The sequence below is a fragment of the Micromonospora orduensis genome (assembly GCF_006228125.1).
GTDB classification, from domain to species: Bacteria; Actinomycetota; Actinomycetes; order Mycobacteriales; family Micromonosporaceae; genus Micromonospora; species Micromonospora orduensis.
Genome location: NZ_VDFY01000099.1, coordinates 22,037 through 37,718 on the forward strand (window position 1 = coordinate 22,037; position 15,682 = coordinate 37,718).

Genomic DNA, 15,682 nt, shown 5'->3' on the forward strand with positions numbered 1-15,682 from the left:
CGGGGCCGCTGGTCCGGTCGACCTGCCGGTCCGGTCCGCCGGCCGGGAGAGCCGGCGCGATGCCGGGATGACGCCGCGATGTCCCACTCCCGCCACCAGCGGGAGGGGCGGGGGGACTCCACCCGTCCCGGCGAAGCCCGATCATCGGTGGCCGCCCATTCGGCCATTGACCGGGATGTAGCACGGACACCCGCCACCACCACCTGCCATCACGGAGCGTGTTCGCATGAATTGCCTCTGTTGCATCGGCGATCGTCAGCTTATGCTCGCCCCTTGAGTGTGACGCAAGCCTCACTACAACAACTGGACGACACAGGACCTTGCATTTGTAGAAGATCCGTATCGGTGAATGCAGAAGCGCAATGAACAGCTCCGGATGTGCTGATCCGGGCGCGCTTCCGCATGCCCGGCACCGGTGATCCGTCACCGCGTCGGGCGACCACGAGGAGGCTCGACGGTGCGCGGACGGCAGCTCAGACGAGCGGCAATCTGCCTGCTGGCGGTCGTGGCGGCGGTACCGGTCACGGCCTGCGCCAGCGGACGGGAAGTCGCCGAAAAGCCGATGGCGGCCCCCCAGGAAGGTCGACGGACCGATCCCGATGTCGAACGGCAGGCCGCCGAAAAGGCCGCGCTGGCCGCGTACTCCGGTTATCTCGCGGCTTCCCGCACGGCGAGCGTACGCAGTGATCCGCGCGCGCCGGAACTGTCCCGTTTCCTCGCTGATCCACTTCTCACCCGGGTCCGGTTGTCCATTCACGAGGCCAAGGAGCACGGCGCCATGCGTACCGGGACACTGAAGTCCGACCCGACCGTGACGGCGGTCAGCCTGGACGCGATCCCGGCCACCGTCGACATCCAGGACTGCCTGGACACGAGCGCCTACCGGCTGATCTACGCCAAGGACAAGCGGGTGGTCCCGGGCAGCGGCGGCGGCAGACACCTCTCCACCGCCACCGCCACCCGCTATCCGGACGGGCGCTGGCTCATCAACTCCGGCTCGACCCACCGGGACCAGCCGTGCTGACCCGGAGAGGAAGGGGCACGCCCGGCCGGGCCCTCGCCGGGATCGGCCTCGCGCTGCTGCTGGTGATCGGCGGCACCCTGCCGGCCGCCGCCGCCCGACGCGCCGACCCGGGGGGCAGCTGCCCGCCCGACCAGCCCGACTGCAGCGTCTGGGACGACGAACCCGGCACCCCCGGCGGCGGTGGAGACAACGGTGGCGGCGGCGGGAACGACGGCGGTGGTGGAGGCGGCGGCGTCTGCCAGTGGGACGGAAAGACGATCCCCTGCTACCACCCCGTGCTGGGCTGGTTCAACAACGGCGACGGCTGCTACTACAAGCTGGAGGAGCCGCAGCCGGCCAACACCCCCGAGGGCAAGCAGTGGTACCTGCTCACCTGCAACGGCGGTGACCAGGGCAGCCAGCGCGAGGAACTGCGGGACGGCCCGCCGCCCGGGTACGGCGCACCACCCGACCCGGAGGAGCTGGCCCGCCGCGCCCTGGCGTCGATCAAGCTGCTGCCGGCCCGACTGCGTGTCGCGCCCCGCAAGGACGTCGGCCCCGGCCTCGTCGGCCTGCCGGTGTGGATGTGGGCGACCCCGAGCGCCAGCTACTTCGGCCCGTTGCGCGCGTCCGCGTCCGACCGTGGCCTGACCGTCTCCATCGAGGCGAAGGTCGACCGGATCGTCTGGGACATGGGCAACAAGAAGGACACGGTCACCTGCACCGGTCCCGGCACCCCGTACGACGCCAAGGGCAGTTACGCCGGCAGACCCTCCCCGGACTGCGGCTTCGACGAGGGCTACCCGAAGGCCGCCACGTACCGCGTCGGCGCCACCACGCACTGGACGGTGCGCTGGTGGGCCGACGACGGAAGCGCCAGCGACGTGATCGAGGTGACCCGGACCAGCGGCACCGTTCCGATCCAGATCAACGAACTCCAGGTGGTCACCAGATGAGCCTCGCGACGCGCAACGGGACCGGATCGGTCGACGCGCCGGTCACCCCGCCCAAGGTGGTCCGGCAGCGCCGGGTCCGCCCAGGGCTGCTGGGTCTGGCCGTACTCCTGATCGCCCTTGGCGGGTTGGGCGCGGCGTTCGCGGTCACCTCGGTCCGCGCCACCGGCAGCTACCTGGCGGTGGCCCGGCCGGTGGAGGTGGGCCGCGAGATCGGCACCGCCGACCTGATCACCGTGCAGGTCGCCGGGGGGCAGGGGCTTCGGCCGGTACCCGCCAACCGGCTCGACGAGGTGATCGGCAAGCGCGCCGCCGTGGCGCTGGTGCCGGGCACCCTGCTCACGCTGGCGCAGATCACCGACGATCCGCTGCTCGGGCCCGGCCAGCAGCAGATCGCGCTGGGCCTGAAGACCGCACAGGTGCCGGCCCGCAGGCTCCACCCCGGGGACAAGGTCCTGCTGGTCAGCACCCCGGACAGCAACGCCAACGGAGAATCGGCCGCCGCCGGCACCCGCTTCTCGGCAACAGTGATCGACGTGGTCAACCAGGCAAACGACGACCAGGTCGTGTACCTGGCGCTCACCACCCGGGACGTGCCCGCGGTGGTGGCGCTCGCCGCGCAGAAGCGGCTCGCCGTCGTCCTGACCGAGGCGGCCTGAGCATGGCGATCGTCGCGCTGGTGTCCGCGAAGGGTTCGCCGGGCGTCACCACCTCGGCGCTTGCCTGCGCGCTGGCCTGGCACCGCCGGCTGGTGCTCGCCGAGTGCGACCCGTCCGGTGGTTCGATCCTCGCCGGCTACCTGGGTGGCCAGTTGGACGGGCCGCGCGGCATCGGTGAGCTGGCCGTCGGTGAGCTGCGCGACGGCAACCTGGAGACCGCGTTCTGGTCCCAACTCGTCGACCTGGACGCGCCGCGCCGCGAACGGCTGCTGCTGCCCGGGCTCGTCGACCCGACGCAGGCCGGCAGTGTCACCCCGCTCTGGCAGCGCTTCGCCGACTACTTCAACGCCCTGGACCGCGGCACCCCCGGCTACGACGTCCTCGTCGACTGCGGCCGGCTGCACGTCGCCGGCCCGCCGTGGCCGCTGCTGCGCGCCGCCTCGGTGGTGCTGCTGGTGACCCGCGCCGACCTGCCCGACCTCTCCGGAACGCGGGCCGCCGTCACCGCGATCGAACGGGACTTCGCGGAGCATCGGGTGCCGCCGGGCACCCTGCGGCTCCTGCTGGTCGGAAACGGGCACGGTCGAGCGGAGATCAGCCGTACGTTGAAACTCCCGGTGATCGCCCGGCTGCCGCACGACCCGCGTACCGCCGGGGTGCTCCGCCTCGGTGGGACCGTGCGGTCCGGACGGCCGCTGCTGCGCGCGGCGGCCTCGTTGGAGGTGCCGATCGGCGCCCTGCTCGAACGCCGGCAGGCACGACTTGCCTGGCTCGTGCAGCAGGGGGTGCCGGATGCGGTTTGAGCCGGTCTCCGCCGACCCCCGCCGGCAGCCGCCGGGCGCCACCTCCACCGCGCCGCCGCTGCCCGCACCGAACGGCCGCCACCAGCATCAGCCCGTTCCGGTGCCACCACCGTCACCCACGGTCGGCACGCGGACGCCGGAGCAGCCGTTGCGCCCCCGGATGGACTTCCAGGTCGTCCGGGAGCTGCGCCGGGAACTCACCGAACGGCTCACCCTCTGGCAGCGCGGCCGGGAGTTCACAGTCGACGAGGAGGACACCGAGCGGGCGCGGCTGGCCGTCACGGTCGTCTCCGAGTACGCCGACGCGGTCCGCCGGGCCGGCACCCCGATGGCCGCCGACGAGGAACGACTGCTGCTCGACCAGGTGACCGCCGAGCTGGTCGGCCTCGGCCGGCTACAGACCCTGCTTGTCGACGACACGATCGAGGAGGTGCACATCCTCGGCTGCGACCAGGTGCGCATCACCCGGCACGGCGGCGGGGTGGACTGGGCCGAGCCGATCGCCGACAGCGACGCCGAGCTGGTGGAGATCCTCCAGGCGGCGGCCCGCCGGGCCGGCGCGACCGAGCGGTCCCTGTCGACCGTGAAGCCCACCCTCGACCTGCAACTGCCCGACGGCAGCCGGCTGGCCGCGGTGTTCCTGGTGAGCCACCGCCCGTACGCGGTCATCCGCAAGCACAACACGCTGGACGTGAGCCTGGACGACGTGGCCGGCGCCCGGGGTGACCTGGACGAGATGATCGACCCGCTGCTGCGTGACTTCCTGCGCGCGGCGATGCGCGCCGGGCTGAACATCATGGTCGCCGGGCTGGCCGGCGCCGGTAAGACCACGATCATCCGGGCGTTGATGAACGAGATCCCGCCCGACGAGCCGTACGTGCTGTTGGAGGAGAGCCGGGAACTGCTACCGGCCCGCCGCCGCGAGCGGCACCGGGCGGTGATGAGCTTCGAGGCGCGCGAGGGGCACGGCGAGCGCGGCTTCGACGGACGCCCGGCCGGTGAGGTGACCATCGCCGACCTGATTCCGCTCTCGCTGCGGATGGGCGTGCTGCGCATCATCGTGGGTGAGGTGCGGTCCCGGGAGATCGTGCCGATGCTCCAGGCGATGACCACGAGCCGGGGCTCGATGTGCACCATCCATGCCCGTACGGCCGCCGGTGTGGGTGAACGGATCGTGGAGCTGGCGTTGGCGCACGGCCGCGAGATGACAGTCGACCAGGCCCGCCGGATGGCCGGAAACGCCCTCGACCTGATCGTCTACGTCACCGTCGAGGACGAGACCGCGATCGGCGGACGCAAGCACCGGTTCGTGTCACATGTGGAGGAGGTGATCGGGGCTGGCGAAGGTGGCCGGATCACCACCACCACCGTCTTCGGGCCCGGCCCGGACGGTCGTGCGGTCCCCCGGCACCTGCCGGAACGCGTACGCGACCAGTTGCTGCGGGTGGGCTACGACGTCCGGCTGCTGACCCGGTGGATCGAAGCCGGCACGGGCGCCTGGCGTCGCGCCCGGCAGACCCGACTGGCCCGGCGGTGACGTGATGGGCAACAGCCTGGAGTTGATCGCGGTGGTGTCCGGTGCCGCGTGCGTGGCCGGGCTGATGCTGGCCGTTGTGGCGTTGGTCGGCACCCGCCGGCCCGCCGGCCCGGCCCCGGGCGCCGGGCCGGGTCTGAGCCGGCTGTGGCGTGGCCCCGGCACCACACCCGCCGAACGACGCGCCCACCAGGCACTCCTGGTCGCCGCGGTGATCGCCGGAGCGTTCGCCTTCCTGCTGACCGGGCTGCCGGTGGTGGGCCTGCTGGTGGCCGTGGCGGTGCCCGGCACCCCCTGGCTGTTCGGGGTCGGCAAGGCCGAGCAGCGGGCGATCGCCCGGATCGAGGCGGTCGGCGAGTGGACCCGCCGACTCAAGGACGTCTCCAGCACCGGGCAGGGACTCCAACAGTCGATCATCGGAACGATCGGCAGCGTTCCGCCCGGCATCGAGGACGAGGTCCGCCTGCTCGCCGCCCGGCTCCAGGCCGGCTGGATGGCGCGTTCCGCGCTGCTGGCGTTCGCCGACGAGATCGGCGACCCGGTCTGCGACCAGGTGGTCGCGGCGCTGATCCTGCACCTCACCGACCGGGGCGAAAGGCTGGGCGACGTGCTCGGCTCGATCGCCGGCGCGGCCGCCGCCGAGGTGGCGACCCGTCGGGAGATCGAGGCCAAACGGACCCAGCCACGGTTCGCGGTCCGTTTCCTCACCGGGATGACGCTGGCCACCCTGGCGTACGGGCTGATCAACACCGAGTACATCAAGCCGTACGGGACGCCTGTCGGCCAGCTGGTGATGGCCGCCCTCGGTGCCGCGTTCATCGCCCTGCTGGCCTGGGTGCGGTCGATGAGCCAGCCGCAGCGACCGGCCCGCTTCCTGCCGGCGCCCGACCCCGCCGAGGTGATCGCTTGATCGTCAACTGGCAGTTGGCCGTCGCGGTGTGCGGCGGATCGGGGATCGGCCTCGGCCTGTTCCTGGTGGTCCGGGAGCTGCTGCCGGCGACGCCGGCGCTCGGGCCGGCGCTACGTCGACTGCACCAGCCTCCGGGCACCGGGCGGATCCCGACCCCCGCGTCCCGCCGGCTGGACTGGATGACCGGGCTGTCCCGGTGGTTGCGGCCGCCGCACCGGCAGCTCGCCCTGATCGGGCAGACCCCCGAGCAGTACGCGCTGTCGGTGCTGTTGTCGGCGCTGATCGGGCTCGCCCTGCCGACCCTGCTCGGGGTGGCGCTGCTGGCGTTCGGTGTCTCGTTCCCGCTGGCCGTACCGGTGCTGGGCAGTCTCGGCCTGGCGCTGATGGCCGGCCTGCTGGCACACCGGTCGGTACTCGCCAAGGCCGATGCCGCCCGCGACGAGTTCCGCCAGGCCGTGTGCACGTACCTGGATCTGGTGGCGTTGCAGTTGTCCGCCGCGCATGGCCCTGTGCAGTCGCTGGAGAGGGCGGCGGCGGTCTGTGACGGCTGGGTGTTCGACCGGCTCCAGGAGTCGTTGCGGATCGCCCAGATGCAGATGCACGCGCCCTGGGACGAGCTGCGCGACCTCGCCGACAAGATCGGAATCCCGGAGCTGGGCGACGTCGGCGCGATCATGCGCTCCTCCGGCAGCGAGGGCGCTCAGGTGCACGAGACCCTGCGCAGCCGGGCCGACTCGCTGCGCGACCAGATCCGCACCGACAACCTGGCCCGGGCCGAGGGGGTGACCAGTCGACTGGACATTCCGGGGGCACTGCTCGTCTTCGTGCTGCTCGGCTTCGTCGTCTATCCGTTCATCGCCCGCATCTGACCCCACCCTTGAAGGAGTACGACATGTCCATCCTCAGCTATCTGCACGTCGTGGTGACGGCGCGCCTGGCCGAGCTGAGCCGCGACGGCGAGCGCGGCGACAGTCCGGTGCCGACCGCCGTGATCATCTTCGGCCTGGTCTTCGTCGCAACGGTCGTCACCGGGCTGGCTCTGAGCAGGGCCAACAACTGGATGACCAACATCCCGACCTTCTCGAACCCCACGGCCCCGTAGAGCCCTCGCATGAACCACGCCGCGTTCCCGAGGTGGCGCCGGGCGGTGATCGCCGCCCGGCGTCGCTTCGCGGCCGGTGACCGGGAACGCGGAGCCAACCCGGTGGAGCTGGCCGTGATGATGCCGCTCATCCTGGTGCTGCTCTTCGGCTCGATCCAGGTGGCGGCCGTTTTCCTGGCCCGCTCCACCGCCTTGAACGCCGCGCAGAGCGGCGTCAACGCCCAGCGGGTGCAGCAGGCCGGGGACGGCGCCGGGGTGGCCCGCGCCACCCAGTTCCTGAAGAACGCCGGTGGCTGGCTCGTCGGCTGGGACACCCCCGGACCGGCCTGCGTGATCACCGCCGCGGACACCGAGGTGACCTGCACGGTCACCGGCCGGTCCCTGTCAGTCGTACCGGGCGTGGACTTCGCGGTGCAGCAGACCGCCCACGGAACCGTGGAGAGGGTGACCCAGCCGTGACCCGTACCGCCGAGCGGGGCTCGGTCTCCATCGAGGTGGCGGTGCTCGCGCCCGCGTTCATCGCGCTGATGGTGCTGGCCGGTGTGGCCGGCCGCAGCGCGGTGGCGGCGGAGTCGATCGAGACCGCCGCACACGACGCGGCCCGCGCCGCCTCGATCTCCCGGGACGCCGACACCGCCCGGGACGCCGCGGTGGAGGCCGCACAGGAGCAGTTGGACTGGCACGGGCTGGCCTGTGCCAACAACCTGAACCCGACGTTCTCCGGCTCGGTGGCCGGGACAGCGGCCAGCTTCGACGACGCGTTCAGCAGCCCGGTCGGTGTGGACGCCACCGTGACGGTGCAGATCAGTTGCCTGGTGTCCTTCAAGGACATCACCCTCGACGTCGTTCCCGGGATGCCGACCGGCAACCTCATCACGGCGAGCTTCACGTCGCCGCTGGACCGCTACCGGAGCCGGCAGTGACCGCGCACCGCCGTCCACCCGGCGGGGACCACGGCCGGGTGAGCATCTTCCTGGCGGTGGCGATGCTCGGCGTACTGGCCATCGTGGGCCTCTCCTTCGACGGCGCGGGGCAGCTGCGCACCCTGCAACGCGCCGACAACCTGGCCGCGGAGGCGGCCCGGGCCGGCGGTCAGGCCATCGACCGGGCCACCGCGATCGAGGGCGGCCCGAAACGGATCGACCAGCCGGAGGCGACGGTGGCGGTCGCCACCTACCTCACCGCCGCCGGCACCACCGGCCACACCGTGAACTTTCCGCAGGTGGGCGGGGAAACCCTGATCCGGGTGACCGTCACGATCACCTACCAGCGCTCGATGCTCGGGCTGTTCGGCTTCCCCCAGACGGTCACCGTCACCGGTGAAGCGACCGCGCGGGCCGTCACCGCAGGATCGTAGGAAGGGAGAGGCAGCCATGCCCGGACCGGTTGGTTCCGTCGTACGGCGGACCGGACGCATCCTCACCGGCGTCGGTGCGCTTGTCGTACTCTGCGCGTTGCTGGCCGGCGCGCCGATCGCGCTTATCGCCTTCGCCGGCAATCCGCTGCCCGACCATCTGCCCACCATCAGCGAGGTGGGCACCGCGCTGACCAGCCGGGACGACGGTCAGCTCTTCCTGCGGGCACTTGCCCTGGCCGGCTGGTTCGGTTGGGCCACGTTCGCCTTCTCCGTCCTCGTCGAACTGGGCGCGCAGACCCTGCGCCGCCCCGCCCCGAAACTGCCCGGGATGAGTCGTCAGCAGAAGGCCGCCGCCGCGCTTGTCGGCTCGGTCGCGCTGATCCTCGCCGCCAGCCCGGCCGCCGCCAGCGCCGCCGCGGTCCACGCCGGCCCGGCGTACGCCCAGCCCGGTGCGCCGGCTGTCACCACGCTGGCCGCGCCGACCCGCGCGGCCGCCCCACCCGACACGGCTGCGCCGGTGTACCGGGTGGCGCGGGGCGACTACCTGGGCGAGGTGGCCGAGCGTTACCTCGACGAGTTCGGCGACTATCGACAACTCGCCGAACTGAACCGGCTCGACGACCCGGACAAGATCCGTCCCGGCCAGCTGCTCCGACTCCCCGCCGAGGCCGCCGACCAGGGCAGACGACCGCACGCCACGGGTCGGGTGGTGAGCCGACCCACCCCGCCGAAGCCGCCGGCGCCCCGCCCGGCGCCCGAGCGGACCGCACCGCAGCGGGTGGTCTCGGCACCACCGGGCGGTACGGAGTCGGCGGGTCAACCGCCGGCGATGACCGTCGGCGCGGCACGGGCCGGAGCCACCGACCGGGTGAACCGACCGCTAGCGGTCTCCGCCGTGCTGGCCGTGGCGAGCATCGTCGGCGCCCAGATCGGCGCGGTGCTCGGGTTGCGCCGCCGCCCGGCAACCGCCGGTGCGACACCTCGACTGGCAGCCTCCTCCCGCGCCGCCGGAGGCCGCGCCGCCCCCAGCAGCGCCCGGACCACCCGGATCGGCGACGAGAGCCGGAACGGCAACGACACACCCGGCGGGCTACTCGCCGGTGGGCATGGCCTGGAGTCGGTGCCGGACGGCCCGGAGGTCGGCCGCCACCGGCGCTGACCCGGCCGCACCTGTGGTGACACGCGGGCCCGGCGACGATGTGTCCGGAGAGCGATATACCTCTGAGTCATAAATATGACCTGGAGGTATATCGGTCCTTGGCAACACCGCCCCTCCCGAGGGCTCGGAGCCACGGTGGTCAGGGCAGGCGGGTCTGGAGCACGCCATTCTGGATCCGGGTGGGCAGGATCTGCTGGTCGTTGCCGGACGGACCCTGTACGACCTCGCCGCCGTTGAGCCGGAACGCGCTGCCGTGCCACGGGCAGACGACGCAGGCGTGACCGTCGATCTCCTGCACCTCGCCCTCACCGAGCGGCCCACTCTGGTGCGGGCAACGCTCCAGCATCACGGTGACCTCGTCGCCGTGGCGGTAGAGGATCACCGAGACGTCGTCCACCTCGCGGGTGATCAGCGCGCGTTGCGGCAGGCTGGCCATGTCCGCCAGCGAGTGCCAGCCGTCGCTGATCCGGTGCAGCTCGGACACGCTCTGGTTGACCTGCGCGCCCTGCTTGTACGCCAGGTGACCGCCGATGTAGGCGCCGAGGCTCACCGCGGAGAGGCCGAGGAAGCCGAGGGTACGGCCGACGCCGTGCCGCCCGGACAGCCGCGCGGCCAGCGAGCCCGCGTAGAGGCCGAGGCCTACCGTGTTCGCGGCGGCGTGCACCAGGCCGACCCGCCGCTGGTCGCGGGACAGGGCGGCCCAGTCGTTCAGCCCGGTGACGGCCGCCGGCACCGCGCTCGCGGTGCCGAGGCCGACAAGTACGGTGGCGGGTCGGCGCTGCCCGGGCATCAGGTCCAGCACCGCGGCGCTGATCCAGGCGCCCACCGGCACCTGCACCATGGCCGGGTGCAGCGGATGGCCCAGCGTCACCCCGTGCAGAAGGTCCCGCAGCCTGCGCGGACGCAGCGTGCTCAGGACCACCCGCTGCAACCGGTCACCGGCCCGGTCCATGCCGGATGCCTGCTCAACTTTCGTCAGAAGTGCTCGCACGAGTACCGACTTCCCGGCGAACGTGGTAGCAAACCGGTCGCCAACGACAAATCGTCGGTGGGCGGGCAGGATGGAGCGGTGAGCGTACGGGTGGAGCGGGTCGGGGCGGTCAGCACCATCGTTCTCGACCGGGCGGCGGCCCGGAACGCCGTCGACGGGCCGACCGCCCGTGCGCTGGCGGACGCCTTCCGGGCCTTCGACGCCGACCCGGACGCGGCGGTGGCCGTGCTCTGGGGAGCGGGCGGCACGTTCTGCGCCGGCGCCGACCTCAAGGCGATCGGCACGCCGAGCGGCAATCGCGTCGAGCCCGAGGGGGACGGGCCGATGGGTCCGACCCGGATGACGCTGAGCAAACCCGTGATCGCCGCGATCTCCGGGTACGCGGTGGCCGGCGGGCTGGAGCTGGCGCTCTGGTGTGACCTGCGGATCGCCGAGTCGGACGCGACGCTCGGAGTGTTCTGCCGCCGCTGGGGCGTACCCCTGATCGACGGTGGCACGGTCCGGCTGCCCCGGCTGATCGGCGAGAGCCGCGCGATGGACCTGATCCTCACCGGCCGTCCGGTGCCGGCGGACGAGGCGTACTCGATGGGGTTGGTCAACCGGTTGGTGCCGCCCGGCCAGGCGCGGGCCGCGGCCGAGGAGTTGGCGGCGGCGATCGCCCGGCATCCGCAGACCTGCCTGCGCAACGACCGGGCGGCGGTCCTGGCCGGCGCCGGCCGGCCCGAGCCGGAGGCCATGGCGGCCGAGCTGGCGTACGGGATGGACTCGCTGGCCACCGACGCGGCGGCCGGTGCGGCTCGCTTCGCCGCCGGCGAGGGCCGGCACGGAACGACGCCGCCGGGAGGGGTGAACCTCCCGACGGCGTCCGGTCCCGGCCAGATCAGTTGCGGTTGATGGTGAAGGTCGACGTGGTGTTCTGGATGTCCACCGCGTTGTTGCTCAGCCGGAGGTTGTTGAAGGTGACCGACCCGACGGCCGGCCCCTGCCCGGCCTCCGGCATCGGGTTCGCCCAGATCGCGAAGCCGGATTTCGCGTCGTAGGCGTCACCGCTCTTGCGCGCCCCGCTGATGGAGATGTTGGTGAAGACCGTGTCGGTGATCGGGAACTGCGGCTGCCCACCGACGTAGTTGGTCTGGAACATGATGCCGCTGTACGTCGGGTCGATGATGTCGACGTCGCTGACCCGGATGCCCTGGAACACCTTCGAGGCGGAGAAGACCCAGATCGCCGGGAAGGTCTGCGCGCCCCAGAAGTGCCCACCGGCCCGCACGATCGAGATGTTCTCGAACCGCGTGGGCGGGCTCGCGCCGAAGCCGTTCATCGGGTAGCCGAAGTCGAGCGAGCTGATGGTGATGCCGGAGTAGACAAGCGTGTCCGCGATGTAGATGTTGCGGAACGTGTTGCCGTAGCCGCCGTAGACGGCCACACCGGCGGCCCGCCAGGTGAGGGTCGACGTCAGGTTCTCGTAGACGTTGTCCCTCATGTCGGCGCCGCCCGCGTCGATCGCCGAGAACAGCGCGAAGCTGTCGTCGCCGGTGGCCCGGGCGTCGTTGTTGCTGACCAGGTTGTTGGTGCTCCCGTTGGTCATGTTGATGCCGTCGGCGAACATGTTGCGGATCCGGGAGTTCTTGATCGTCATGTAGTCGGTGTTCGCGCCCCAGTAGAGACACACCATGTGCTCGTTCCAGATGTTGTCGATCACGATGTTCGACACGTTCGCGAAGTCGAACACCTTGCCCGGACCGTCGATCCGCGAGGTGTAGTTACCGAAGTAGGCGAAGTTCTTGAAGGACGAGTTGGCCGCCGAGTTCTCGGCCCGGAAGCCGATGTCGGTGTTGTCCTGGCCCGCCGGGGCGTTGAACCGGGTGTACCAGGGGCCGGCGCCGGTCACCTGGACCGCCTTGCCGTACACCTGGAACTTCGACGAGGTGGAGTAGTTGCCGGCCGGCAGGTACACCCCGATGAGGTTGCCGGTGGTGTCCATCCGCACCCGGTCCAGGGCGTTCTGCACGTCCTGGTGGGTGAAGCCGCTCGGCGTGGTGTAGCGCGCCGGGTCCGGGTTGGCGATCGGCGACGCCTGCTCGGTGTTGATGAAGTCGATGGCGTACGTGGTGGTGTTGGCCGGGTCCTTCTGGAGGCGGATCTTGCTGCCGGCCGGGACTGTGGAGTTGAGCATGACGTTGGCTTCGTCGTAGATGTGCCGAGGCCCGCCCGCGCTCGGCGAGTTGCCCGGGCTGGTCTCGTTGCCGTAGAGCCACGCGTACCGGGACGTCAGGTCGATGGCCTTGTGGAACGTGCCGTTGACGTAGACGTTGAGCGTCGAGTTGATCCCGCCGCCGCCCGGGGCGTCCGGGATGGAGAAGCGGGTGACAAGCGTGTTGGTGCTGGCCCGGGTGGTGAACTCGACGTAGCTGCCGGTCGAGTTGAGGGTCACCGCCCGCCGACCGGACGCCTCGCCGGCCAGGTCGCCGACCTCCCGGTTCGGTCCGACGACGCTCGCGCCGCCGCCGACCACGCCGTCCTCGGCCTCGTACATGTCGTACGGCATGTTGGCGCCGCGCCCGACGAAGAGCGGACGGTCGCTTGTGTTGTTTGCCTGCTTGACCGGCAGCTCGTTGGCGTCGGTGGCGAGCACCACCCGGACGGTGTACTTGCCGTTCGCGGCGGTCCAGGTGCCCAGGTTGATCGGGCCGACCGTCGCACCGGCGTTGATCACACCGGAGTACGAGCCGGTCAGGGTACGGACCACGGTGCCGGACTCGTTGAGGACGGTGAGGGTGATGCCGTGCGCGCCGGACGCGGACGCCTGGTTACCGGCGTTGCGGATCGACACGGAGAAGGTGACCGTGTTGCCGGCCGACGGGTTGCCCGGCGACCAGCCGACCGCCGAGGCGACCAGGTCGGAGCTGGCGACCGCGCTGACCACCAGTGGGCTCGGATTCGTGTAGCTGTTGTTTGTGTCGTCCTGCTCGACGACTGTGTTCGACTCGTCGACCTTCGCGCTGAGCGGGTAGCTGCCCGCGTCCCGGGTGCCGATGCTGGCGTTGACGGTGGTCGAGGCGCCGGCCGCGAGGCCACCGACGGACGCGGTGCCGACCCGGGTGGAGCCCAGGTAGAAGTTGACGGTTGTCGCGCCGGAGGCTGCCGAGCCGGCGTTGCGGACGGTCGCGGAGAGGGTGATGCTGCTGGTCTCCACCGGCGCGGACGGGCTGAACGACATGCCGGTCACGGTCAGGTCCGGGTTCGGTGCCGGGGTGCCGAAGACCTGGAGCTCGGCCACCTGCCCGGCCGGAGCGCCGGTGTTCGAGGCGATCGAGAGCCGTACGTCGGCCGCCGCGCCGGAGACCGGGATGGTCACCGTGTTGCCGCTGCCCGGGTTGAACGTGTAGTTCGCCGCGCCGACCAGTGTGGTGAAGGTCGACGAGACCTGGTCCCGGCCCTGGACTGTGATGTTCTGGGTACGCGTGCCCCAGGCCGAGTCCGGGTTGAGCTTCAGCACGATCTGGCTGAGGCTGGCGTTCGCGCCGAGCTGCACGGTCAGCGTGCTCGGATTGCCGTTGCCCTCCCAGTAGGTGGCCACGTTGTTGTCGTTGGCGTTGGTCGCCACGAACGTGTGCACGTACCCGGAGGCGGTGATCGGCTTGCCGACCGCCAGGTTGCTGCCGGTCGGCGGGTTGCCGGTGCCGGTCCGGGTCACGGTGTTGCTGTTCGCCGACTGGTTGCCGGCCGCGTCCCTGGCCCGCACGTAGTACGAGACCGTGGCGCTGTCCGGCTGGCTGTCGGTGTACGTCACGGTCGAGCCGCTGACGCTGCCGCGCAGTGCGCCGTTGGCGTACACGTCGTAGCCGGTAACCCCGACGTTGTCGGTGGACGCCGACCAGGTGAGTCGGACCTGCCCGCTGGCGGGTTGGGTGTAGCCGAGGTTGCCGGGGACGCTTGGCGCCTGGGTGTCGGTGCTGCCGGTGGCGCCGTACACCTCGACCTCGGAGAACTGCGCGGCCGGCCAGCCGGTGTTGCCGGTGACCTGCACCCGTACGTAGCGGGTGCTGGCAGCGGTGAAGCTGACGGTGGCGGTGTTGCCGGTGGCCGGGTCGAAGGTGTAGCCGGCGGACGCCTTCAGGGTGGTGAACGACGAGCCGTTTGTCGAGCCGAGCACCGACAGCGTCTGGGTACGGGTCTGCCAGTCCGACGCGGGCGGCAGCTTGAGCACCACCCGGTCGACGCTGACCGTGGCGCCCAGGTCGGCCTGGATCCACTGTGGGAAGGCGTTGTTGGCGCTCTCCCAGTAGGTCGACGCGTTGCCGTCGTTGGCGTTGCCCGCCACGTAGTTCTGGTTGTAGCTGCTGGCGGTCATGGTGGCGGAGAGCCCGGCGAGCAGGGCCATCCGGGCCGCGGACGCGGACGCGTCGACCGCGGGTGCGGCGCTGGCCGTGGGGGTGACGACCGGGGCGGCGGCGAGGAGCAGGCCGGCGAGCGCGCCGGCGAGCATCCGGCGGGTGGTTCGGGGCGCTCCGCTGGGCGGGGTCCCTCGTCTGGTGACGGTTCTGGACATGGGGTCGCTACACCTCTTTCGGGGGTGGGGTGTGGTGCGTTGCCCGGTGACGGGTGCACGGGTACGCCCGTCGTGCCGCGACAGGTGAGGACGGGTTGGGGGACGGGACTGTTGCTGGCTGGCCCGGCGCCGCGCTGCGCCCGGGTGGCCCGGACCGGTCGGCCCCCGCCCTGGCTGGGCGGGGGCCGCCGGGCTAGCTGGAGTAGACCTCGAACTCGCTGAGCTGGCCGGCCGGCCAGCCGCTGTTGCCGGTGACGGTCAGCCGCAGGTACCGCTGGGTGGTCGCCGTGAAGGTCACCGCGACGGTGTTGCCGCTGGCCGGGTTGAAGGTGTAGCCGGCGGACGCCTTCAGGGTGGTGAACGACGAGCCGGTGGTGGAGCCGAGCACCGACAGCGTCTGGGTGCGCGCCTGCCAGGCCGATGACGGTGGGAGTTTCAGCACGACGCGGGACACCGACCGGTCGGCCCCCAGGTCCACCGTCAACGACTGCGGGAACGCGTTGTTGGCGCTCTCCCAGTAGGTGTTCGCGTTGCCGTCCACCGCGTTGGGGGCGGCGTACACGTCGGAGTGGCTGGTCTCGGTGACCGGCCGTCCGGCCGCCAGGTTGCCGCTGGGCGGCGGGGTTGTCGGCGGTGGTGTGGTGGGAGGCGGAGTCGTC

At 71.6% G+C, this 15,682-nt stretch carries 16 protein-coding genes; 13 read left to right on the top strand and 3 right to left on the bottom strand.

What is annotated here, in order from left to right; translation table 11 throughout:
* Window positions 1-562 precede the first annotated feature (562 nt).
* Genes FHG89_RS05825 through FHG89_RS05880 form a run of 12 tightly spaced genes read left to right on the top strand, consistent with a single transcriptional unit; the run spans window position 563 to window position 9,480 of the window.
* Complete coding sequence (locus FHG89_RS05825) at window positions 563-1,024, top strand: hypothetical protein (RefSeq protein ID WP_244295196.1); 462 nt, start codon at window positions 563-565, stop codon at window positions 1,022-1,024.
* A complete protein-coding gene (locus FHG89_RS05830) occupies window positions 1,018-1,959 on the top strand; it encodes a hypothetical protein (protein ID WP_139583320.1) in 942 nt (313 codons plus the stop codon). The genes FHG89_RS05825 and FHG89_RS05830 overlap by 7 nt, the downstream gene beginning before the upstream one ends.
* Window positions 1,956-2,615, top strand: a complete 660-nt coding sequence (locus FHG89_RS05835) for an SAF domain-containing protein (RefSeq protein WP_139583321.1) — start codon at window positions 1,956-1,958, stop codon at window positions 2,613-2,615. Before FHG89_RS05830 ends, FHG89_RS05835 begins: the two co-directional genes overlap by 4 nt.
* Before the next feature lie 2 nt (window positions 2,616-2,617).
* Window positions 2,618-3,418, top strand: coding sequence for a CpaE/TadZ family protein (locus FHG89_RS05840; protein WP_139583322.1), 801 nt, complete (start codon window positions 2,618-2,620; stop codon window positions 3,416-3,418).
* Entirely contained in the window at window positions 3,408-4,955 is a 1,548-nt protein-coding gene (locus FHG89_RS05845) for a TadA family conjugal transfer-associated ATPase (RefSeq protein WP_139583323.1), read from the top strand. The genes FHG89_RS05840 and FHG89_RS05845 overlap by 11 nt, the downstream gene beginning before the upstream one ends.
* 4 nt (window positions 4,956-4,959) lie before the next feature.
* Complete coding sequence (locus FHG89_RS05850; RefSeq protein ID WP_139583324.1) at window positions 4,960-5,862, top strand: type II secretion system F family protein; 903 nt, start codon at window positions 4,960-4,962, stop codon at window positions 5,860-5,862.
* The gene (locus FHG89_RS05855; protein ID WP_139583334.1) at window positions 5,862-6,731 is read left to right on the top strand and encodes a type II secretion system F family protein; all 870 of its coding nucleotides are present in this window, start codon (window positions 5,862-5,864) and stop codon (window positions 6,729-6,731) included. The genes FHG89_RS05850 and FHG89_RS05855 overlap by 1 nt, the downstream gene beginning before the upstream one ends.
* Before the next feature lie 23 nt (window positions 6,732-6,754).
* On the top strand, window positions 6,755-6,964 hold the full coding sequence (locus FHG89_RS05860) for a hypothetical protein (RefSeq protein ID WP_139583325.1): 210 nt from the start codon (window positions 6,755-6,757) through the stop codon (window positions 6,962-6,964).
* Between the two features lie 9 nt (window positions 6,965-6,973).
* Window positions 6,974-7,423, top strand: coding sequence for a TadE/TadG family type IV pilus assembly protein (locus tag FHG89_RS05865; protein ID WP_139583326.1), 450 nt, complete (start codon window positions 6,974-6,976; stop codon window positions 7,421-7,423).
* The gene (locus tag FHG89_RS05870) at window positions 7,324-7,887 is read left to right on the top strand and encodes a TadE/TadG family type IV pilus assembly protein (protein ID WP_425280155.1); all 564 of its coding nucleotides are present in this window, start codon (window positions 7,324-7,326) and stop codon (window positions 7,885-7,887) included. Before FHG89_RS05865 ends, FHG89_RS05870 begins: the two co-directional genes overlap by 100 nt.
* Window positions 7,884-8,321 (top strand): pilus assembly protein TadG-related protein, encoded by a 438-nt coding sequence (locus FHG89_RS05875; RefSeq protein ID WP_280116051.1) that lies wholly within the window; start codon window positions 7,884-7,886, stop codon window positions 8,319-8,321. Before FHG89_RS05870 ends, FHG89_RS05875 begins: the two co-directional genes overlap by 4 nt.
* Window positions 8,322-8,337: 16 nt before the next feature.
* The gene (locus FHG89_RS05880; RefSeq protein WP_139583328.1) at window positions 8,338-9,480 is read left to right on the top strand and encodes a LysM peptidoglycan-binding domain-containing protein; all 1,143 of its coding nucleotides are present in this window, start codon (window positions 8,338-8,340) and stop codon (window positions 9,478-9,480) included.
* A 139-nt stretch (window positions 9,481-9,619) separates the two neighbouring features.
* On the opposite strand, the gene FHG89_RS05885 is transcribed toward FHG89_RS05880, so the two are convergent.
* Window positions 9,620-10,471, bottom strand: a complete 852-nt coding sequence (locus FHG89_RS05885; protein WP_139583329.1) for a Rieske (2Fe-2S) protein — start codon at window positions 10,469-10,471, stop codon at window positions 9,620-9,622.
* A 78-nt stretch (window positions 10,472-10,549) separates the two neighbouring features.
* Between FHG89_RS05885 and FHG89_RS05890 the strand changes: the two genes are divergently transcribed.
* Window positions 10,550-11,365, top strand: coding sequence for a crotonase/enoyl-CoA hydratase family protein (locus tag FHG89_RS05890; protein WP_139583330.1), 816 nt, complete (start codon window positions 10,550-10,552; stop codon window positions 11,363-11,365).
* Here FHG89_RS05890 and FHG89_RS05895 read toward each other — a convergent pair.
* Window positions 11,352-15,023 (bottom strand): discoidin domain-containing protein, encoded by a 3,672-nt coding sequence (locus FHG89_RS05895; protein ID WP_139583331.1) that lies wholly within the window; start codon window positions 15,021-15,023, stop codon window positions 11,352-11,354. The genes FHG89_RS05890 and FHG89_RS05895 overlap by 14 nt on opposite strands.
* 193 nt (window positions 15,024-15,216) lie before the next feature.
* On the bottom strand, window positions 15,217-15,682 hold a 466-nt coding region (locus FHG89_RS34405; RefSeq protein ID WP_139583332.1), incomplete at its 5' end, for a discoidin domain-containing protein.

What these genes read in the sequence shown, in the direction of transcription:
- FHG89_RS05895 (WP_139583331.1), bottom strand. Translation starts at nt 15,023, where the DNA reads ATGTCCAGAACCGTCACCAGACGAGGGACCCCGCCCAGCGGAGCGCCC.
- FHG89_RS05860 (WP_139583325.1), top strand. Translation starts at nt 6,755, where the DNA reads ATGTCCATCCTCAGCTATCTGCACGTCGTGGTGACGGCGCGCCTGGCC.
- FHG89_RS05865 (WP_139583326.1), top strand. Translation starts at nt 6,974, where the DNA reads ATGAACCACGCCGCGTTCCCGAGGTGGCGCCGGGCGGTGATCGCCGCC.
- FHG89_RS05850 (WP_139583324.1), top strand. Translation starts at nt 4,960, where the DNA reads ATGGGCAACAGCCTGGAGTTGATCGCGGTGGTGTCCGGTGCCGCGTGC.
- FHG89_RS05840 (WP_139583322.1), top strand. Translation starts at nt 2,618, where the DNA reads ATGGCGATCGTCGCGCTGGTGTCCGCGAAGGGTTCGCCGGGCGTCACC.
- FHG89_RS05880 (WP_139583328.1), top strand. Translation starts at nt 8,338, where the DNA reads ATGCCCGGACCGGTTGGTTCCGTCGTACGGCGGACCGGACGCATCCTC.
- FHG89_RS05845 (WP_139583323.1), top strand. Translation starts at nt 3,408, where the DNA reads ATGCGGTTTGAGCCGGTCTCCGCCGACCCCCGCCGGCAGCCGCCGGGC.
- FHG89_RS05825 (WP_244295196.1), top strand. Translation starts at nt 563, where the DNA reads ATGGCGGCCCCCCAGGAAGGTCGACGGACCGATCCCGATGTCGAACGG.
- FHG89_RS05835 (WP_139583321.1), top strand. Translation starts at nt 1,956, where the DNA reads ATGAGCCTCGCGACGCGCAACGGGACCGGATCGGTCGACGCGCCGGTC.